This is a genomic window from Pseudoalteromonas sp. T1lg21, from assembly GCF_002964625.1.
GTDB classification, from domain to species: Bacteria; Pseudomonadota; Gammaproteobacteria; order Enterobacterales; family Alteromonadaceae; genus Pseudoalteromonas; species Pseudoalteromonas gelatinilytica.
Genome location: NZ_PQBX01000060.1, coordinates 122,587 through 143,055 on the forward strand (window position 1 = coordinate 122,587; position 20,469 = coordinate 143,055).

Sequence of the window (20,469 nt, forward strand, 5' to 3'; positions counted from 1 at the left end):
AACTTTTATCGTTGTTGCTCAACCATTCCCGCATCACTTAACAAATTATTCAGCTCATCAATTAGCTCAAATAATTCAGGTTCAATGTAATTTAAATCGCAATCGCTTTTTAATGCTGTTTCGAGGGTTTCTGCGAGGGATTTAAGTTTGGGGACGCCGGTGTAACAACATGCGCCATGGAACTTGTGGACTATGCTAAGTACATGTTCACAGTCTTCTTTTTCTATAGCTTCATTGAGTAGGCGTAAGGTCTCAGGCACGCTGAGTAATAGCATGTTGAGCATTTCAAGCGCTAGCTCTTCTTTACCGCCAGCGCGTTGAAGTGCCAATTGCCAATCGAGGCGGGCGCTTTCAAATGGGGGCTCTGAAGCTACTGTGGCAGTTTTGCTGCGTTCGCGATTAATCGGCGATTGCGGGCTATGATCGCTGATTATTTGTTTTAGCATATCTTCATCAATAGGCTTAGTTAAGTAGCCTTTAAAGCCATCTTTAAGCAGTTGCTCTTTTTCACCTGCTAAGGCGTGAGCGGTTACCGCAATGATAGGCGTATCTTCATTAAGAGATGACTCACGTATGAGTTTGCATGCTGTAATACCATCCATAATTGGCATTTGGATGTCCATGAAAATCAGGTCATATTTGTGGCTTTTACTTAAGCTGTAAGCTTGTGAGCCGTTGTGTGCGGTATCAATTAGCTCAATTTGTTCTTCAAGCAAGGTACAAATAAGTTTTAGGTTGGCATCGTTATCGTCAACAACCAGTACTTTTAGTGGTAATAACTTTTCATCACCTTGCTCAATATTATGCACCGGGTGATCAAGGCGGTAAGGCGCAGCAAGTACCTCACATAATTTACGGTGGTTAAGCGGTTTGCTCAAGCAAGCATCTGCACCACTACCAACAAAGGCTTCACGCATATTATGCGAAACTGTATTGAGCATAATGTATAAATAATCAGTGACAGGGCGCACTGCTTTTACATAACTCTTCAGTTGCTGCATATCGTCGATTGTGGCGGTATGGCCAATAATACAAATATCGTAGCTGAAGTCTTTGTTGATCTCATTTAAGAAGCTTTCTTCATCCATGCAGGCGGTAACGCGAGTTTGCCATTCATGCAGTAGCGATAACGTTGCTTGATGGGTATGCTCATGAGGCTCAAGATACAGAATACGTTTATTGATCAGTGATTGGGTCGGTAAGTCACTGGTAATTGAGTTACTTGGCGTTCTGAATACGGCATTAAACGTAAAGCAGGTACCATTACCAGGCGCTGAGTTTAGAGTAATGCGGCCATTCATCGCTTCAACAATATGTTTAGTGATGATTAAACCAAGGCCTGTACCACCAAATTTACGGGTGATACTCGAGTCTGCTTGGCCAAATGGCGTAAATAGCGCATCTTGTTTATCCATTGGGATACCCACACCGGTGTCGGTCACAGACACCAAAATAGAGGCGCGCTCTTCATCCAGTAAACGGTAGCCAACATCAACCTTGATAGAGCCTTTTTCAGTAAACTTAATGGCATTACTTAGCAGGTTGATCAAAATTTGTTTAAAGCGTGTCGGATCGCCAGTGAGGTTATCAGGCACTTGCGGGTGGATAAATATAGAGAGTTCAAGTTGCTTTTCGTGAGCACTTGGCGCCAGTAAGGTTAGCACTTCGTTTATATTATCACGGAGCTGAAACTGCATTGATTCTAGTTCCATGGCACCGGCTTCTAATTTCGAAAAGTCGAGAATATCACTGATAATCGTCATTAAGCTGTTAGCCGAAAGCTCGATGGTATCGAGATAATCTTTTTGATGCTTATTTAGCGGAGTCTTATAAAGCTGGCGCGTGAAACCTATTACACCGTTTAAAGGTGTGCGTAATTCGTGACTCATTTTAGCTAAGAAATCAGATTTAACTCGGTTCGCATCTTGCGCGTCTTTTTTAGCAATACTTAACTGAATATTTTGGGTTTCGTATTGTTCGAGTGTTTCGCGATAATCTGAGGTTGCTTGGTCAATGTGTTTTTGCATCTCATCACGTTGCATGACCATGGTTTCAGAAATGGTGTTTAAGCCTGCGCGTAGTAATTCAAACTCACCAAACATTTTTTGGTCAAGCCCCGTATCGACTTTACCTTCAATAAGCTTGTCGGTAGCTAGTACTAACTTATTAAGTGGCTGAATAAACATACGAGTCAATCTAAATGCTAGTACGGTCGCCAGTATTAGCGCCAGTAAAATTACCACGCCACTGACCAGTAAGGCTCGTTGCTGGCCAATAATGGCTTGTTGTTTATTGAGCATGATCACCACAGTACCTAGCGATGCTTGATAGCTGTGATGATTCCAAATCATGTCTTGGCGGCTATGATTAATTATCGCAGTAGAGAATGTTAGATAGTGCTCAGAATTTTGTACTTGAATGCCATCCATGCTGTTTGCATTGCTTTTGACAATTTCTTTGAATTCACTTTGGTATTTACTAAAAATCACCAACTCATTGTTTTCATCGAAAATAGCAATGGATTGGATAGCAGGGGAGTGTTTGTTATGTGTATGACTCACTAAGCGAGTTAATAAGGCTTTATCACGCTTTATTAAAGGCTGCTCAACGGCAATCGCGAGGGGCTCAATGATAGTTACACCCTGCTGATATAAAATTTCATCGAGCTCAATGTAACGATTTATTGTAAAATAACCGCCCAGCAACAAGCCTATGATCACAGTCGGTATAAGTGTAAGGGTTAAGACTGAGTCACGTAAGCCAAATTTAGTCATAAAGAATGTTGTTATCATTATTATCGTTGTTTAAGAGTATATACTTACTCCCGCTTTATCAATAATTAAGGTGTTGCCCGATGGCACAGATTTTCAAAGCCAAAAAAAAATCCGTTTCGCAAAAAATGCTAACCCTCAATGTCACAGCTATGGACCACCAAGGACGAGGCGTTGCTAAGCAAGGAAATAAAGTCTGTTTTGTTAATGGTGCTTTACCGGGTGAAGAAGTAAAAGCCTTGTTGATTGAAGATAAAGCGCGCTTTGCCAGTGCAGATTGTAAAAAAGTGCTATCAGCCTCAGCGCATAGGGTTACTCCTTTTTGCCAGCATTATCAAGTGTGTGGTGGCTGTCAGTTACAACACCTTGATGCAAAGCAGCAACTCGTTGAGAAGCAAGCTGCGGTGAGTCAGCTATTTAGTAAATTTGCTAAAGCCGATGACTTAAATTGGCAAGCACCTTTGCTCAGTGATGAGCATCATTATCGTCGCTCTGCGCGTATTGCTGTAATGCACGACAAAGCCGCCAAAAAAATGCGCGTAGGGTATCGAGCTCAAGGCTCTAAGCAACTGGTTAGCATTGAGAACTGTGATGTACTTACTGGCACTTTTAGAGATGTTTTTACGGTCTTTGATGTTCTTATCAACAGCCATTCAGGCCTGAGCAGTATTAGTCACTTACAATTATGCGAAGCTGATAATGCAGCCTTTGTGGTCATTAGGCACACGAAAGCTATTAATCAAGAGTTAAAAGCCATTGTCGTCGCGGCCTGTAATGAATATAGCTGGCGTGTTGTTTGGCAATCACAAAGCGGTGAAATTGATCACAGTGACCACCCTATGCCGTACTACCAGATACCAGATTATGATTTACGCTTTGAATTTGGCCTTGAAAACTTTATTCAGGTTAACCCGCAAGTGAATCAAGCCATGTTGCATCAAGCAAAACAATGGTTAGATTTACAAGGTCATGAGCAGGTACTGGATTTATTCTGTGGTATTGGTAACTTTTCATTATTGATTGCAAAGTATGCTAATTATGTTATTGGTGTTGAAGGGGTCGATTCTGCGGTTGCATTAGCAAAACAAAATGCGCAAACTAACTCATTGTCGAATACCGATTTTTATTGCTTTGATCTAACACAATCAATGCAATCAGCTGCTTGGTTTAGTGCCAAACTTGATGTGTTAGTACTTGATCCATCACGTACTGGCGCAATGGCCATTTTAGAGCAGCTACCACTTACTCAGTTTAAAACGATTTTATACGTCTCTTGTGATCCTGTTACTTTAGCCCGTGACAGTGCAATTATTCTACAAGCAGGCTTTAGCATTGAAAAAATTGGGCTTATGAATATGTTCCCACATACCGGGCATATTGAAACGATGGCGTTATTTCACAGGAGGTAAAGCGCACATGGTAGCCACTAGACAGTCACATCAGCTAACAAAGCCGAGTGATTTTGCCAGCCGTATCGAGCTGTTAGCGCTAACAGAAGACAAACATACCTTATTAGAGCAGGCTCACCAATTGTGCCTGCATTGCGATGATGCAAAACGTGAAAACACAGCCATTGAAATGGTGGAGATTTTAGCTGAGCTTAATTTAGATGCAGACTCGCTTGCGACAGCATTTTTAACGCCTTATTTTTTAGCTGAAAAAATCTCGATTGAGACAGTCACCGACAAGTTGGGCAATCACGTTGCGTTATTACTAACAGGCGTAAGCCAAATGGCCACCATTAGTACCTTAGCCCATCAAGGCAAAGGCACAGTACAAATCGATAATATCCGCCGTATGTTGCTAGCCATGGTTGAAGATGTGCGCGCCGTGGTGATCAAACTGGCAGAACAGGTCTGCCACTTACGTGATGTGAAAGACGCCAGTGAAGAAGAGCGCGTTATTGCCGCTAAAGAAACTCGCGATATTTTTGCACCCCTTGCTAACCGATTAGGCATTGGCCAGCTTAAATGGGAGCTTGAAGATCTTTCGTTCCGTTATCTGCACCCAGAGACTTATAAAAACATCGCCAAACAGCTAGATGATAAGCGCCTTGCTCGTGAAGCTTACATGGAAAACATGGTTGCATTAGTCAAAGCACGCTTGGCTGAAGCAGGTATTGAAGGTGAGGTATATGGGCGACCAAAGCATATCTACAGCATTTACAAAAAAATGGCGCAGAAAAACTACGAGTTTGATCAGCTTTTTGATATTCGCGCTATGCGCATTGTGGTAGAGCGCCTACAAGATTGTTATGCGGCGTTAGGTATCGTGCATACCAATTGGCGTCATTTAAATAAAGAATTTGATGATTACATAGCAACACCAAAGCAAAACGGTTATCAGTCGATTCATACCGTGGTATTTGGCCCTGAAGGTAAAACTGTCGAAATCCAAATTCGTACGAGCGACATGCATCAAGATGCAGAGCTGGGCGTTGCTGCGCACTGGATGTATAAAGAAGGTGCACTACCAGGTCGTGGTTCAGGCTATGAGCAAAAAATTAGTTGGTTACGTAAGTTACTGCAATGGCAAGAAGAGGTTGTTGATGGTAGTGACTTAGCTGAAGAGCTCAAAAACCAAGTTGTTGAAGACCGTGTTTATGTGTTCACGCCAAAAGGCGATATTTATGATTTGCCACTGGGCGCGACACCGCTTGATTTTGCCTATTACATTCACTCAAATGTAGGGCACCGCTGTATTGGCGCAAAAGTGTTTGGCAAAATTGTGCCTTTCACTTACCAATTAAGTACCGGTGATCAGGTTGAAATTCTAACTCAAAAGCAGCCTAATCCAAGCCGTGATTGGTTAAACCCATCGCTTGGTTATATTAAATCATCACGAGCACGCTCTAAAATCCATCATTGGTTTAAGCAGCTTGATCGGGATAAAAACTTAAGTGCTGGTAAAGAAATTCTTGAAACTGAGCTCCAAAAGTTAGATTTAACAACCAAAGATCTGGCGCCTGCAATCGAGCGTTTTAATTTGCGCGGCCTTGAAGATTTGATGGTGGCAGTTGGCGCAGGTGATGTTCGCTTAAATCAGTTATTAAACTTTATTAGTGATCGTGATGATGACGAACCGCAAATTAAGTTTAAAAAGCCAAAAAGTGTCTCTGGCGATAAGAACGGCATTGTTGTTGATGGGGTAGGTAGCTTAATGAGCCATGTTGCGAAGTGCTGCCGGCCGGTGCCTGGCGATGAAATCATCGGCTATATCACCCAAGGGCGTGGTATTGCCGTTCACCGTGAAGATTGCGATTCGTTTGAAAAGCTTAAGAATAATCATCCTGAGAGGGTGATATCGGTAAGTTGGTCAGATGATATCAATGGCTCTTACTCATTAACGATAAAAGTAGAAGCAACGGATCGTTCAGGGCTTATTCGAGATATCAGCTCAGTACTTGCCAATGAAAAAGTGAATGTGCTGAACATGAACGTCAACACCGTTGAAGATAAACAGCTTGCTCTGTTTTCAATGCAGGTAGAAGTGCATGACCTATCAAGTACTAACCGCTTATTGTCGAAGCTTCACCAAATAGAAGGTGTTCATGAAGCAAAGCGTGGTCATTCGTAATGGCAGATAAACACGCTATTGAGCAATCGCTTGCAATTATGGCTAAACTGCGGGACCCAGAATCTGGGTGCCCGTGGGATTTAAAACAAGATTTTAAATCGATTGTGCCGCACACCCTTGAAGAAGCTTACGAAGTAGCAGACTGCATTGAAAAAGGTGAGCTTACTGAGCTTAAAAGTGAGCTTGGTGATTTACTGTTTCAAGTTATTTTTTATGCTCAGCTTGCTAAAGAGCAGGGCTTATTTGATTTTGCCGATGTGGCTAATACGCTTAATGAAAAACTAGTCCGTCGTCATCCCCACGTCTTTGCAGAGCAAAGTGAACTGTCGGATGCAGAGCTTTCAGCGCAATGGCAAGCTATAAAAGCACAAGAGCGAGCAGAAAAATCAGCCTCACCACAAATGAGCCTTTGGCAAGATATACCTGATGCGATGCCGGGCCTTTCGAAAGCGAAGAAGATTCAACAGCGTGTGGCAAGCCTAGGGTTTGATTGGCCAAGCTATCATGGGGCACTTGATAAAGTTGCGGAAGAAGTCGACGAAGTAAAAGAAGCGCTGGCTCATGATCCACATTCTGAGCACAGTGCAGAAGAGCTTGGTGATTTACTGTTTGCAACGGTGAATGTAGCGCGTCATATCAAGCGCGATCCAGAGCAATTATTACGAAGTGCCAATGCTAAGTTCGCGTCACGCTTTGAAAAAGTGGCTGCTTACCTAGATGAACGTGGCCAAAGTTTAGAAACGGCTAGCCTCGAAGAAATGGACAACGCATGGGAAGCCATTAAAAAGCAGGCAAACTAAGTCAGTAATGATACAGCTTGGGTACAGTGTAACCAAGCTCGTTTTTTGTGCACTTATTTGCTAATTTTATCTGGATTGATAGCAGCCCCTTTGCTATAATATCGCCCCGTCTTGATTCTATATTATTCCTTTTAATTCCTGATATTCTAGGGTTCGCATGAGTACAAAATTTATCTTCGTAACTGGCGGGGTTGTTTCTTCGTTGGGTAAGGGTATTGCAGCAGCGTCATTAGCCGCTATTTTAGAAGCACGTGGTCTTAACGTGACTATTTTAAAGCTGGATCCTTACATTAACGTTGACCCAGGCACTATGAGCCCAATTCAGCACGGTGAAGTATTTGTAACTGAAGACGGTGCAGAGACTGACCTTGACTTAGGTCACTATGAGCGTTTCATCCGTACCAAGATGACTAGCCGCAACAACTTCACACAAGGTCGTGTTTATGAAGATGTATTACGACGTGAGCGTCGTGGTGAGTACCTTGGTGCAACAATTCAGGTTATTCCACACATCACAAACGACATTAAGCAACGTGTATACGACGGTGCTGAAGGTCGCGATGTAGCAATCGTTGAAATTGGCGGTACAGTTGGTGACATCGAGTCACAACCTTTCTTAGAAGCAATTCGTCAGCTAGGCACTGAAATTGGCCGTGAGCGCGCTTTGTTTATCCACCTAACGCTTGTGCCATTCTTAGGCCCTGCAGGTGAAGTTAAAACTAAGCCAACTCAACACTCTGTAAAAGAATTACGTTCAATTGGTATCCAACCAGATATCTTAATCTGTCGTTCTGATCGTAAATTACCGAATAACGAGCGCGCGAAAATCGCACTTTTCACTAACGTTGAAGAGAAAGCTGTTATTTCATTACCAGACGTAGAAAGCATCTATAAGATCCCTGCGTTACTTAAGTCACAAGAATTAGATAACTTCGTATGTCGTCGTTTCTACCTTGAGTGTCCTGAAGCAGATTTATCTGAGTGGGAGCAAGTGTTATATCAAGAGTCTAACCCTACAGGTGAAGTGACAATTGGTATGGTTGGTAAGTACATCGAACTACCAGATGCATATAAATCAGTAAACGAAGCATTAAAGCATGCGGGTCTGAAAAACCGTTTAACAGTGAACATTGAATACGTTGATTCACAAGACTTAGAAAGCAAAGGTACAGAGTTACTGTCTCACCTTGATGCTATCTTAGTACCAGGTGGCTTCGGCGGCCGTGGTGTTGAAGGCAAGATCTTAGCGGCTAAATATGCACGTGAAAATAAAGTTCCTTACTTAGGCATTTGTTTAGGTATGAAGTAGCGCTTATTGAATATGCGCGTAACGTTGCAGGCCTTGAAGGTGCAAACTCAACTGAGTTTAACGCTAAATCAGCACACCCAGTTGTTGGTTTGATCACAGAATGGCAAGATGCTGACGGTAACGTTGAAGTGCGTGATGAGCAATCTGACCTAGGTGGTACTATGCGTTTAGGTGCACAGAAGTGTCATTTAACACCGGGTTCTAAAGTAAGCGAAGTGTACGGTAGCGACGAGATTGTTGAGCGTCACCGTCACCGTTACGAAGTGAATAATCACTACGTAGAGCAGCTTGAAAAAGCAGGTTTAAGTTTCACTGGTTTATCTGAAGATAAGAAACTAGTCGAAATTATTGAGAATAAAGATCACCCTTGGTTTATTGCCGCGCAATTCCACCCGGAATTCACGTCAACACCACGTGATGGTCACCCGCTGTTTGAAGGGTTTGTTGCAGCTGCACACACTCACCAAAAAGCGTCATCGTAATTTAAATAGGCCGTGCTTTATGCACGGCTTATTTGTTTTAATAAGCCAATGGCATTAAGGATAATTAATAAAATTGGCACAAACTCACCATTTTCGGGAAAAGAGGAATCAAGATGTCAGAAATCGTAAAAGTGATTGGTCGCGAAATCATGGACTCGCGTGGTAACCCAACTGTTGAAGCTGATGTACATTTAGCTGATGGTTCATGGGGCCGTGCTGCAGCACCATCTGGTGCATCAACAGGTACTCGCGAAGCGCTTGAATTACGTGATGGTGATAAAGCACGTTACCTAGGTAAAGGTGTTTTAAAAGCAGTAGGCTATATCAACAACGAAATCGCTGAAGCGCTTAAAGGTCAAAACGCAGTTGATCAAAAAGCGGTTGACCAAGTAATGCTTGACTTAGATGGTACTGAAAACAAAGAAAAACTAGGTGCTAACGCTATCTTAGCTGTGTCTTTAGCAACTGCTAAAGCGGCTGCAAACTCAAAAGGCGTAGAGCTTTATGAGCACATCGCAGACCTAAACGGCACGCCAGGTGTTTACTCAATGCCATTACCTATGATGAACATCATCAACGGTGGTGAGCACGCTGATAACTCTGTTGATATTCAAGAGTTCATGATCCAACCAGTTGGCGCTACAAACTTCCGTGAAGCGTTACGTATGGGCGCTGAAGTTTTCCACAGCTTAGCAAAAGTACTTAAAGCTGAAGGTCACTCTACATCAGTAGGTGATGAAGGTGGTTTTGCTCCTAACCTTGAATCAAACGAAGCGGCACTTGCTGCAATCAAGGTAGCTGTTGCAAATGCAGGTTATGAGCTTGGTAAAGATATCACTCTAGCTCTAGACTGTGCTGCATCTGAGTTCTACGACAAAGAAGCGAATATCTACGACCTTAAAGGCGAAGGTAAAAAATTCACTTCTGAAGAATTCAACCACTTCCTTAAAGGCCTTACTGAGCAATACCCAATTGTTTCAATTGAAGACGGCTTAGATGAGTCTGATTGGGATGGTTTCGCACACCAAACACAACTAATTGGCGACAAAGTACAATTAGTAGGTGATGATCTTTTCGTAACTAACACGAAGATCTTAAAGCGTGGTATTGATAACGGTATTGCTAATTCAATCCTAATCAAGTTCAACCAAATCGGTTCATTAACTGAAACGCTTGCTGCTATCAAAATGGCTAAAGACGCTGGCTTCACAGCTGTTATTTCACACCGTTCAGGTGAAACTGAAGATGCGACAATTGCTGATTTAGCAGTAGGTACTGCAGCTGGTCAAATCAAAACGGGTTCATTAAGCCGTTCTGACCGTATTGCTAAGTACAACCAATTACTTCGTATTGAAGAAGTATTAGGTGAAAAAGCACCTTACAACGGTCTTAAAGAGGTTAAAGGTCAGTAATCTGGCTTAGCTATCAAGACTCTAAAAAACCTCCTTCGGGAGGTTTTTTTATATTTTGAATTAATTTTCGTTTGTATTTTATGCAAAAATTAGATTTTCCCATTTTATAGTTGTTAATGTTTAAATAATTCTGTACCTTTCTTGGCTGAATTTGAGCTGAATATAATTTAGCTTTTCAATCTGTTATAAGTAGTAAAAAGGAAAGGGAATGAAAAAAATAATTACACTATTTTTATTAATTACTTTAGTGGGATGTGGAACAACACCTCAACCAACTGTTGAGTTACAAGCAAATCATTTTACAAATAAAGAAAAGAAAATAGGCTTTTATTTTCAGCGTGGAGATAAAGCTACTACGCATATTTTTGGTGCAAGTTGCTTACTTTGTTATGGCGTTGCATCTTCTTTAACAAGCTCACTTGATAAGCATTTAGCAACACTGCCAGTTAGCGATATTGACTCATTAAAAACACTAATCCAAGATGAATTCAAAGAAAGATCTGATTATGTTACCACTCTTGATGATCCCAAGTTGCTAGATAAGTTACCTAAATTCAAAGGCGAGTTAGGTTTTGCTAAGCAAGACTTCAGAGGTTTAAAAGAGAAATTTGATATTGATGTTCTAGTTGTTGCTAACTTTGATAGTTTTGGTGCCTATAGAAGTTTTAGCAGTTATGTACCTAACGGGGATCCGCAAGGCTACTTGAAAGGGGTGGTTTATACTATCGATCTAAATACAAATCAGTACCTGCAATATCGTTTAGTGGATGAAAAAGTTCAACCTGAAGGTTTATGGGATGAGCCTGATGATTTTCCTGGTGTTACAACAGCGTACTATCAAGCAATCGAAAATGTAAAAACACTGATTCGAAATGCGATCTAGGTAATAATTATCGTGGTGAAAGCCACGATATTTTTTAGGGAAGAAAAGTGAAAAAGCTTAGTATTTTAATTATGTTGCTCGTTATGTGTGGCTGTAATTCAACACCTAAAAGAGACGACTATGTAAAGTATATACATAACCAAAAGATAGCTATTGTTGAAAGTGATTTTAAATTCACTCTTTCATCACCGAATGAGTTCGATATTCGAGGTGTATATGATAGAGATTCATCAATCACAAATCCCGATGTTCTATACGCAGCAGACGCAGGGTTAGCAGGCTTACTTGTTCAAGTAGCTGCACATGCCGCCACTTCATCTACAATTCAGAGTAATAAACTCGCAGGATTACAATCTGAAGCAAACGAAAAAGTATCTGAATTTATAACACTTACTAAAGGCTTCAAAAATAAAGACTTTATAAAAGACTTTGAAGCTGCATATACAGAAGATCTATCACAGTCGCCAGTGACAATTAAGCCAATCTTTTTCGTGAGTCAAAATATGGATCAAGTTGCTGTTAAAGCACAAGTTTGGATCAGTGAAACACGAAAAAATAAAACGACTTTTAAGTATAAAAACCTTATTGCAGTCACATCCAAAAAAATCACAGAAACACAGAGAAACGAAATTTTTCAAGCCGGTAGTGATGAACTAAAAAAAGTGTTTACTAACTTATTAACAGGAGTTATTGAGTTAGCAAAATCTGAAGTTACATTAAAGTTTAAAAATAATAACACTCCGATTCTTTCTCATATTGTTTATGTAAATGGTGAGGAAAAGTTAATTCGTGGCAAAGTTGTTGAGCAGAATTGCCAGTCAACAACCTACCAAAACTTACGTAAATGGCTACTTAAGTTTGCAAATGAATCGTTGCTTGAAGCTCCTGCTCATTGCGAAAAACAACAAGGATTGGAGCTTTAGGATTATAGCTGAAATTGTTGTTTTAGGATCTCGCTGGTGAAGCTTGTTTTTAGATAAAAGCCGCGAGGTAAGGTTTGTACTATCTGGCCATTCGGGCCAATTGCATCAGTCAGCGCTTTGCTATTGGCAGCTTTTGGCCTTATTTGCATTACATCACCTAAATGACCCGAAATTTCATCTACGCGACCAAGGGCGATGAGCTCCATTTGTTCTTCCCAATCACGTTGTAAAAGGGCATCTTGCTCTGCACTTGGCTGCCATAAAAAGCCACTGCCTATGGTACGGTGAAAAGGCAGTATTTCGCGTTCGCCTAAAATCGGTAACCATAAAACATGATTTAATTTTTTACGAACCGTACTTTGCTGCCAAGTCATTCCTGTTACATTTAAAAGCGGCGTGACTGAAACAAAGGTTGTTTCGAGTGGTTTGCCTTTAAATGAAATCGGTAGCGTTTTTAACTCAATGCCTAATTCTTCAAAATCAGGTGTTGGCTTTGAACCTGCTGTTGCGCCAAGAACATATTCAATAAGTTGCCCAGTCCAGCCCTTTTCACGTAGTAAATCGTCAGGGGTTTTAAATTGATATTGCTCAGCTAATTGCCCTAAGGTAAGGCCGGCGATAGCATCAACACGTTGCATTAATTCGTTTACTGAGGCTGGTTTTATTGGTCGCATAAGGCGTTTATTTGATTGTCTAATTATCTGGTTCATGATAGCAAATGCGCGCCTTAGTGGATATCTTTGTGTTTGGGTGTTTTTTGTGCATGTTAAGTGTGAGCTAAAAATAACCAGTGTTATTTTTGATGGTTTACTTGTAACTAGTTGATATTAAATTAATTTAATGTTTTTGCATGGTGTTTCCATTTCATTAATTAATCAGTTGTTTGTATAAATACAGATATATAAACATGTTTATCCACAGTTTCTGTGGAGAAAGTGGATATTTCAACGGTTGATTGTGGATTTGTTTGCAATTTAGGCATGATTTATAAAAGTTATGCACAAGCTGTGGGTAAGCTGATAAAAATACGGTTGTAAATAGTTATTTTATTCAAACGCCGCATTTTTATAAAAATGACTTCGTAACACCTTGATTAAAAGCATTTGTTGAAAATTTTATTTTCAATCTAATTTAGGCTTCGGTGTAAAGTGTTTGCTGTATCGCAGGTTATGTGGAACAATCAATAAAAATCGACTTACAAATGAGGCACTAAGGTGATTGATGCCGAAGGTTTTCGTGCCAATGTCGGAATTGTAATTTGCAATAATCAGGGACAAGTATTTTGGGCTCGTCGCTATGGTCAGCACTCTTGGCAATTTCCCCAAGGTGGTGTTGATGACGGTGAAACAGCAGAGCAAACCATGTACAGAGAATTACACGAAGAAGTGGGCTTGCTTCCTGAAGACGTTGAGATCGTCGCAAGTTCTAAACATTGGTTACGCTATAAATTACCCAAACGTTTAATTCGCAGAGACTCAAGTCCTGTGTGTATTGGGCAAAAGCAAAAATGGTTTTTACTGAAACTTCGTTGTAAAGATGAAGATGTAAATTTACTTAAAACTCATCACCCCGAGTTTGATGATTGGCGATGGGTGAGTTATTGGTATCCGGTTAGGCAAGTTGTTTCGTTTAAGCGCGATGTATATCGTCGAGTAATGAAAGAGTTTGCTCCGTTTGCAATGCCGTTTAATAAACGAGAGCAACAAAAAGATCATTGGCGACAAAAACGATAAGGCCTGCCTTATCTAAATTAAAGGAGCAGCATCATGTTAGCCACGCTCAGGTCAATTGCTGAGGCAGTGTCGCAACAGGCGGACTTAAACAGTGCGCTAGGGTGTTTTGTGCAAATGGTAAAAGATGCCATGCAAACACAGTGCTGCTCGATTTATTTTGCCGATTACAGCCAAGACAACTTTGTATTGATGGCCACCCAAGGCCTAAACCCAGATGCAGTGGGTAAGTTTCGTATAGGCTTTACCGAAGGCCTCGTTGGTCTTGTTGCTCAGCGTGAAGAGCCCATTAATATTGCTTTTGCAAAGTCACACCCACGTTTTAAACTCTCACCTGAAGTTAATGAAGAAGGCTACAACGCGTTTTTGTCAGTGCCAGTTGTGCACCAGAAAAAGGTTTTAGGGGTTATTGTTGTTCAACAAAAACTAGCCCGTGTTTTTAGCCCTGACGAAGAGTCATTCTTAATTACGCTTTCAGCACAGCTGGCTTCTCAGTTAGCTCATGCAGAAATAAAAGAAATATTACGCGTTGATGAGTTTTCCCACCAAACCTCGGTACTTAAAGGGGTATCAAGTGCGCCAGGTATTGCCATAGGCGAGGCCTTTGTGGTGATCCCTAAACTCGACTTCAATTCGATTGAATTACAAAAAGATGACGATGTAGGCACACAGCGAAAACTATTCACACAAGCAGTCGCTGCAACGCGTAACGAGTTTAATACCTTATCGATGACGCTGAGTGACTCTATTCCACAAGAGGCGCTCGCGGTTTTCGATGTTTATCAGCAGTTACTTGACGCCAAAAGTCTTGGTCAAAATGTTGAAGCGCAATTACAACAGGGCTGGAATGCTAAAAGCGCACTGAAAATTGTTATTGAGAAATTAGTTACTCAATTCAATGCGATGCAAGACCCTTATATTAAAGAGCGTGCCGTTGATGTTAAAGACATTGGTTTGCGTGTATTACACCATTTAGTGAATACCGAGCATGCGGCAAAGCCTTACCCTAAAGACACTATTTTAATTGCCGGTACATTAACCCCTGCCATGCTCGCTGAAGTGCCAAAAGGGCACCTTGCTGGGGTCGTGAGTGTTAATGGTGCGGCAAATAGCCATGCTTCTATATTAACGCGTGCTATGGGGATCCCAGCAATTTGGGGTATTGAAGATGTGCCGCTATTGCAGTTTGAAGGTAAGCCGATGATCTTAGACGCCTATTCTGGACGTTTATATATCTCGCCTTCGCAAATGCTGCAAGAGGAATACACTCAGCTTAAATTTCAAGAAGCATTATTGAACGACCGTTTTGTGGCAGAGCAAAACCTCGATGCAGTTACCAAAGATGGTGAACACATTAGTTTGTTACTTAATGCGGGCCTTGAATTAAATACTGAGCATGATAATAAGCCATTTTGTGATGGGGTTGGTTTGTATCGCACCGAAGCTTGGTTTATGCAAAAAGGCCAGTTTCCTTCACAGTCAGAACAAGAAAGCTGGTATCGCGAAGTGCTAACGAGTTATCACCCTAATCCTGTGGTGATGCGTACACTTGATATAGGTGGCGATAAGGTTTTAGATTACTTCAATATAACGGAAGAAAATCCATTTTTAGGTTGGCGCGGTATTCGTGTGACCTTAGATCATCCTGAGCTATTTTTAGATCAACTCAAAGCAATGCTTAAAGCCAATATTGGTCTAGGTAATTTAAAAATTATGTTGCCAATGATCAGTGGCTCAGAAGAAGTAGATGAATCGTTAAAACTACTCGAACAAGCCTATTTTGAGTTAAGTGAGCAATACCCCGAACAGGCAATAGAACGCCCAGAAATCGGGGTGATGTTAGAAGTACCTTCAAGTGTATTTATGCTTGAAGAGTGGTCGCAAAAAGTTGATTTTTGCTCTGTGGGTAGCAACGATTTAACTCAGTATATGCTGGCTGTTGACCGTTCAAATGCCCGTGTTGCTGAGCTATTTAACCCTTATCACCCAAGTGTTCTTAGAGTGCTGTTAAAAATAGCACAAGAGTGTCAGCAATATGAGCTGCCATTTAGCTTGTGTGGCGAGTTAGGCGGCGACCCAGAAGGAGCACTATTGCTTATTGCGATGGGGTATCGAAGCTTGAGTATGAACTATGCTTCGATTAGTAAAATTAAGTTTGTGCTTAGGCGACTAAATGTCAGTGATATGGAAAAGTTACTTGCAGAATGCTTATTACAACCAACGGCAAAACATGTACTTAGGTTGACACGTAACTTTATGATCGAACATCAACTCGGTGAATTATTTTACACCCCAAGCCAAGGTCAATCATGAGGGAAAATTGTGCTGTGAAGCACCTATACCCAAGCCATCTCAAGATGTAGAATTCAGCGTTTCACAGGTGCTTAATATCAAGGCGTTACTTTGCAAGAATGGCAGTCCCTTTTAAGAAGTAACAACGATGAGAGTAAGTGCCTGTGAAGCGCCCAAAGGGTTGGTTTAAAAGCGATTTATACTGCGTTATTGATCTTAACAATAGAACCACTATTACTTGCAATCAATGCCTTGCCTAAATCGCTTTTAATTCCAACTGAAACTCGCATCTTGAGGTGGCTTGGGTATATATATTAGTTTAGTATATGTATATAACAAATTGAATATATGAGTGTGCTATGCATGACGTAATACTTTTAATGGTGTACTGCGCAATTCTGGGCAGTGTGGTTGGCTTTTTAGCTGGATTATTAGGCATTGGTGGCGGTCTTATCATCGTGCCAGTACTTAGTGCGCTATTAGTGTCGTTTAATGTTGCTGATCCAAGCCATGTATTAGTCATTGCGATAGCGACCTCGTTAGCATCCATTATTTTTACCTCGACGTCTTCAGCCCTTGCTCATCATCGCAATGCTAACGTGCCATGGGAAATTGCCCCGTGGGTTATGACTGGTGTTGGCCTTGGCGCATTGATCAGTGGTTTTGCGGCAAGCTTTATCCCAGAGCAGCTACTGCGCTTTGTTTTTGCCGGTAGCGTGGTGTTTATCGCACTCAGAATGGTGCTATCGACACGTAAAAAAGCAGCCAGTGAAAAGCCGCTGCCATCAGGGCCAATTCTTGGCTTTTTATGTGCCGTAATGGGGGCACTGTCAGGGTTAATTGGTATTGGTGGTGGAGCACTCATTGTGCCGCTAATGCATTATTTTTCTGTTGATATTAAAAAGGCCATTGGTTGTGCTGCTGCATGTGGTATTGTCATTGCGCTGTTCGGCTCGGTGGGTTACGTATCTGCCGGGTGGCAATTAACATCTTTCAGTGATGGATTTGCCGGATTTGTGTATTTACCTGCGTTAGTAGGGATTGTGGTTACCTCGTCGCTCATTGCGCCAATAGGTGCCAAAGCCACGCACTATTTGCCTGTGGCAACAATAAAAAAAGTATTCGCGCTATTACTTGTCATAATTGCGCTTAAAATGGTGTTTAGTTAAAGGTTTTTATTTTTATGGCTCTTCAATTTCCAGATATCGATCCGGTTATTTTTTCGGTAGGCCCGCTCAGCGTACGTTGGTACGGCTTAATGTATTTAATTGGTTTTGCTTTGGCGCTATGGCTTGCTAATCGTCAAGCAGAAAAACCAAATTCAGGTTGGACAAAAGAACAAGTCAGTGACTTGCTCTTTTACGGCATGCTCGGGGTGATACTCGGTGGTCGTATTGGCTATGTATTGTTTTATCAGTTTAGTTACTTTATTGAAAACCCATTGTATTTGTTCAGAATTGACCAAGGTGGTATGTCGTTCCATGGTGGTACGCTAGGTGTAATCACCGCTATTGTGGTGTTTGCTTGGACACGTAAAAAGTCATTACTTGAAGTGGGTGATTTTGTAGTGCCACTCGTGCCGCTAGGCTTATTAGCAGGTCGCATTGGTAACTTTATTAATGGTGAACTATGGGGCCGAGTCACAGATGTGCCTTGGGCATTTATCTTCCCATCAGGTGGCCCAGAGCCGCGCCATCCTTCACAATTATACGAAGCCTTTTTAGAAGGCCTAGTGCTGTTTTTAATCTTACAATGGTTTATCAAAAAGCCACGTCCAGCGGGCAGTGTTGCAGGTGTGTTCTTACTCGGTTATGGCGTATTCAGATTTACCGTAGAATACTTCCGTGAGCCAGATGCCCATTTAGGTTTATTTGCAGGCATAATTTCAATGGGGCAAATACTGTCATTGCCGATGGTAATTGGTGGCCTTGGTTTGTTAATATGGGCCTATAAAAAGCCGCAACACAGCGTGGCAAGTAAAGCATAACAAGAGCAAATCAATGAAACAGTATTTAGATTTATGTCAGCGCATTGTTGACGAAGGTGTGTGGGTTGAGAACAAGCGCACAGGAACCAAATGTTTAACCGTTATAAATGCCGATCTTGAATATGATGTGGCAAATAACAAGTTTCCGCTCATCACCACGCGTAAGAGCTTTTACAAAGCGGCGATAGCGGAGCTATTAGGTTATTTACGTGGTTACGACAGCGCTGCACATTTTCGTGATATCGGCTGCATGACTTGGAATGCAAACGCAAACGAAAACAAAGCTTGGCTTGAAAACCCACATCGTCGTGGTGAAGATGATATGGGCCGTGTATATGGTGTGCAAGGCCGCAGTTGGCAACGCCCGGATGGCAGTCACCTTGATCAGTTAAAAAAAGTCATTGATAACTTATCTAAAGGGATTGATGACCGTGGTGAAATTGTGACTTTTTACAATCCGGGTGAGTTTGAACTAGGTTGTTTACGCCCTTGTATGCATACACACACCTTTTCATTACTGGGTGATACTTTATACTTAACATCATACCAACGTAGCTGCGATGTACCGCTAGGCTTAAACTTTAATCAAATTCAATGTTTTGTGTTACTTGCTTTAGTTGCACAAATCACCGGGCATAAACCGGGTAAGGCATATCATAAAATAGCAAATGCGCATATTTATGAAAACCAACTTGAGTTGATGCGTGATGTGCAGCTCAAGCGTGAGCCATTCGCGTCACCAGAATTAAAAATAAACCCAAATATTAAATCACTAGAAGACATTGAAACCTGGGTTACAAAAGACGATTTTGAAGTAGTAGGTTATCAGTGTCACGATGCAATTAAGTATCCGTTTTCAGTGTAACAACAATAAAATTTAAGGAGAAATCAATGAAAGCAGTGATCCCAGTTGCTGGTCTTGGCACGCGCATGTTACCTGCGACTAAAGCAATCCCTAAAGAAATGCTTCCTATTGTTGACCGACCGCTGATCCAGTACGTTGTAAATGAAGCAATTTCAGCAGGAATTAAAGAAATTGTTTTAGTGACACATTCAAGTAAAAACTCAATTGAAAACCACTTTGATACCAGTTTTGAGCTAGAAGCAACGCTAGAAAAGCGTGTAAAGCGTCAATTACTTGCAGAAGTACAATCAATCTGTCCGAAAGATGTAACAATTATTCATGTTCGTCAAGGTGAAGCGAAAGGCCTTGGTCATGCTATTAACTGTGCTGCACCTATCATAGGTGATGAACCATTTGTTGTTATTTTACCTGATGTGATCATTGATGATGTGGCAAGCGACCTTAAAAAAGATAACTTAGCTGAAATGATCCAGCGTTTTGAAAACACCGGTGAGAGCCAAATCATGGTTGAACCTGTGCCACAAAGCGAAGTGGATAAATTTGGTGTCGTTGATTTAGGTGATGTAAAAATTAATCAAGGTGAGAGCGCAGCTATTTTAAACATGGTTGAAAAGCCTCCAGTTGATCAAGCTCCATCAAATCTAGCTGTTGTGGGTCGTTATGTACTGAGCAAAAATATTTGGCCGTTACTTGCAAAAACCCCAGCAGGCGCTGGCGACGAAATCCAATTAACTGATGCCATTGCTATGCTAATGGAAAAAGAAATAGTTGATGCCTACTCAATGAAAGGCAAAAGCCATGACTGCGGCAGCAAAATTGGTTATTTAAAAGCTATTGTTGAATTTGCACTACGCCGTGATGAATTCAAAGACGAGCTTACAGACTTCATAAAGTCGCTGGTTAAATAATCAATTCTAATTACCTAGTTGAAAATCATGTAAAAAAAGTGTCTATATGGCACTTTTTTGTTATTTACATGATCCCCACAATTGTCGATTATTACCCAATAAAGGATTTTTCTGATATACCTAGCTCTTAACGCATTGTTAAGATTAAAGATCAGTGAGATGCTTATATATCCCTGTAGGATAGTTAAACTTAGCTATACTTATAAAAATACCTATGTAAAAACGGATTTTTATTGCTTTAGGTTGTCTAATATGAAAACTTAAGTAGTAGGGTGTCATTAAGTTTTTATTGCAGTAAGTTAAGCACTGTACTGAAAATATTATAATAACAAATAATGTGTTAGAGTTTTCTTATGCAACGTCTCAAATGATGTTTATGGCTTTTGTATAGGCAAGTGCTAACAGATAGACTTCTTTAAAAAGAAGCAAATTTTTAATGGTACGTTTAAGAATCCTACTTATGAAATATTGCTCAAAACCTTTGCGTTACAGTATATGCCTATTGGTGTTATTGACTGTGTCTGGTTGCAG

Annotated in this window: 14 protein-coding genes and 1 pseudogene; 13 read left to right on the forward strand and 2 right to left on the reverse strand. The window is 41.1% G+C overall.

The window, feature by feature from the left end:
* Positions 1 to 5: 5 nt before the first annotated feature.
* Positions 6 to 2,774 carry a two-component sensor histidine kinase BarA gene (gene barA, locus C2M25_RS14470; RefSeq protein ID WP_063706462.1) on the reverse strand — a complete coding sequence of 923 codons (2,769 nt, stop codon included), beginning with the start codon at positions 2,772 to 2,774 and terminating at the stop codon, positions 6 to 8.
* Positions 2,775 to 2,854: 80 nt separating this feature from the next.
* Between barA and rlmD the strand changes: the two genes are divergently transcribed.
* The 7 genes and pseudogenes from rlmD to C2M25_RS14505 all read left to right on the forward strand — a co-directional run bounded on the left by rlmD (position 2,855) and on the right by C2M25_RS14505 (position 12,156).
* Entirely contained in the window at positions 2,855 to 4,180 is a 1,326-nt protein-coding gene (rlmD, locus tag C2M25_RS14475; protein WP_105181418.1) for a 23S rRNA (uracil(1939)-C(5))-methyltransferase RlmD, read from the forward strand.
* 7 nt (positions 4,181 to 4,187) lie between these two features.
* On the forward strand, positions 4,188 to 6,347 hold the full coding sequence (gene relA, locus C2M25_RS14480; protein ID WP_063706466.1) for a GTP diphosphokinase: 2,160 nt from the start codon (positions 4,188 to 4,190) through the stop codon (positions 6,345 to 6,347).
* Positions 6,347 to 7,147 (forward strand): nucleoside triphosphate pyrophosphohydrolase, encoded by an 801-nt coding sequence (gene mazG / locus C2M25_RS14485; protein WP_105181419.1) that lies wholly within the window; start codon positions 6,347 to 6,349, stop codon positions 7,145 to 7,147. Before relA ends, mazG begins: the two co-directional genes overlap by 1 nt.
* Positions 7,148 to 7,304: 157 nt before the next feature.
* A pseudogene (locus C2M25_RS14490) lies at positions 7,305 to 8,938 on the forward strand (CTP synthase).
* A gap of 113 nt (positions 8,939 to 9,051) precedes the next feature.
* Positions 9,052 to 10,350, forward strand: coding sequence for a phosphopyruvate hydratase (gene eno, locus C2M25_RS14495; RefSeq protein ID WP_062566760.1), 1,299 nt, complete (start codon positions 9,052 to 9,054; stop codon positions 10,348 to 10,350).
* 208 nt (positions 10,351 to 10,558) lie between these two features.
* Complete coding sequence (locus C2M25_RS14500) at positions 10,559 to 11,233, forward strand: hypothetical protein (protein ID WP_058586453.1); 675 nt, start codon at positions 10,559 to 10,561, stop codon at positions 11,231 to 11,233.
* A gap of 47 nt (positions 11,234 to 11,280) precedes the next feature.
* Positions 11,281 to 12,156 carry a hypothetical protein gene (locus C2M25_RS14505; RefSeq protein WP_105181420.1) on the forward strand — a complete coding sequence of 292 codons (876 nt, stop codon included), beginning with the start codon at positions 11,281 to 11,283 and terminating at the stop codon, positions 12,154 to 12,156.
* Between the two features lie 2 nt (positions 12,157 to 12,158).
* Here C2M25_RS14505 and mutH read toward each other — a convergent pair whose 3' ends face one another.
* Entirely contained in the window at positions 12,159 to 12,830 is a 672-nt protein-coding gene (gene mutH / locus C2M25_RS14510) for a DNA mismatch repair endonuclease MutH (protein ID WP_105181617.1), read from the reverse strand.
* Positions 12,831 to 13,370: 540 nt separating this feature from the next.
* On the opposite strand from mutH, the gene rppH reads away from it, so the two are divergent.
* From rppH to galU, 6 genes are all read left to right on the forward strand, one after another.
* Positions 13,371 to 13,889, forward strand: a complete 519-nt coding sequence (gene rppH / locus C2M25_RS14515) for an RNA pyrophosphohydrolase (protein WP_063706472.1) — start codon at positions 13,371 to 13,373, stop codon at positions 13,887 to 13,889.
* Positions 13,890 to 13,922: 33 nt separating this feature from the next.
* The gene (gene ptsP / locus C2M25_RS14520) at positions 13,923 to 16,199 is read left to right on the forward strand and encodes a phosphoenolpyruvate--protein phosphotransferase (protein WP_105181421.1); all 2,277 of its coding nucleotides are present in this window, start codon (positions 13,923 to 13,925) and stop codon (positions 16,197 to 16,199) included.
* A gap of 338 nt (positions 16,200 to 16,537) precedes the next feature.
* Entirely contained in the window at positions 16,538 to 17,347 is an 810-nt protein-coding gene (locus C2M25_RS14525) for a sulfite exporter TauE/SafE family protein (protein WP_105181422.1), read from the forward strand.
* Positions 17,348 to 17,361: 14 nt separating this feature from the next.
* Entirely contained in the window at positions 17,362 to 18,165 is an 804-nt protein-coding gene (gene lgt / locus C2M25_RS14530) for a prolipoprotein diacylglyceryl transferase (RefSeq protein WP_063706476.1), read from the forward strand.
* A 13-nt stretch (positions 18,166 to 18,178) separates the two neighbouring features.
* A complete protein-coding gene (locus C2M25_RS14535; protein WP_105181423.1) occupies positions 18,179 to 19,030 on the forward strand; it encodes a thymidylate synthase in 852 nt (283 codons plus the stop codon).
* A 26-nt stretch (positions 19,031 to 19,056) separates the two neighbouring features.
* Positions 19,057 to 19,938, forward strand: a complete 882-nt coding sequence (galU, locus tag C2M25_RS14540) for a UTP--glucose-1-phosphate uridylyltransferase GalU (RefSeq protein ID WP_105175267.1) — start codon at positions 19,057 to 19,059, stop codon at positions 19,936 to 19,938.
* Positions 19,939 to 20,469 lie beyond the last annotated feature (531 nt).

Bases quoted from the DNA above. Each gene is read 5' to 3' on its own strand.
- barA (WP_063706462.1), bottom strand. From the start codon at position 2,774: ATGACTAAATTTGGCTTACGTGACTCAGTCTTAACCCTTACACTTATA.
- rlmD (WP_105181418.1), top strand. From the start codon at position 2,855: ATGGCACAGATTTTCAAAGCCAAAAAAAAATCCGTTTCGCAAAAAATG.
- relA (WP_063706466.1), top strand. From the start codon at position 4,188: ATGGTAGCCACTAGACAGTCACATCAGCTAACAAAGCCGAGTGATTTT.
- mazG (WP_105181419.1), top strand. From the start codon at position 6,347: ATGGCAGATAAACACGCTATTGAGCAATCGCTTGCAATTATGGCTAAA.
- eno (WP_062566760.1), top strand. From the start codon at position 9,052: ATGTCAGAAATCGTAAAAGTGATTGGTCGCGAAATCATGGACTCGCGT.
- C2M25_RS14500 (WP_058586453.1), top strand. From the start codon at position 10,559: ATGAAAAAAATAATTACACTATTTTTATTAATTACTTTAGTGGGATGT.
- mutH (WP_105181617.1), bottom strand. From the start codon at position 12,830: ATGCGACCAATAAAACCAGCCTCAGTAAACGAATTAATGCAACGTGTT.
- ptsP (WP_105181421.1), top strand. From the start codon at position 13,923: ATGTTAGCCACGCTCAGGTCAATTGCTGAGGCAGTGTCGCAACAGGCG.
- C2M25_RS14525 (WP_105181422.1), top strand. From the start codon at position 16,538: ATGCATGACGTAATACTTTTAATGGTGTACTGCGCAATTCTGGGCAGT.
- lgt (WP_063706476.1), top strand. From the start codon at position 17,362: ATGGCTCTTCAATTTCCAGATATCGATCCGGTTATTTTTTCGGTAGGC.
- C2M25_RS14535 (WP_105181423.1), top strand. From the start codon at position 18,179: ATGAAACAGTATTTAGATTTATGTCAGCGCATTGTTGACGAAGGTGTG.
- galU (WP_105175267.1), top strand. From the start codon at position 19,057: ATGAAAGCAGTGATCCCAGTTGCTGGTCTTGGCACGCGCATGTTACCT.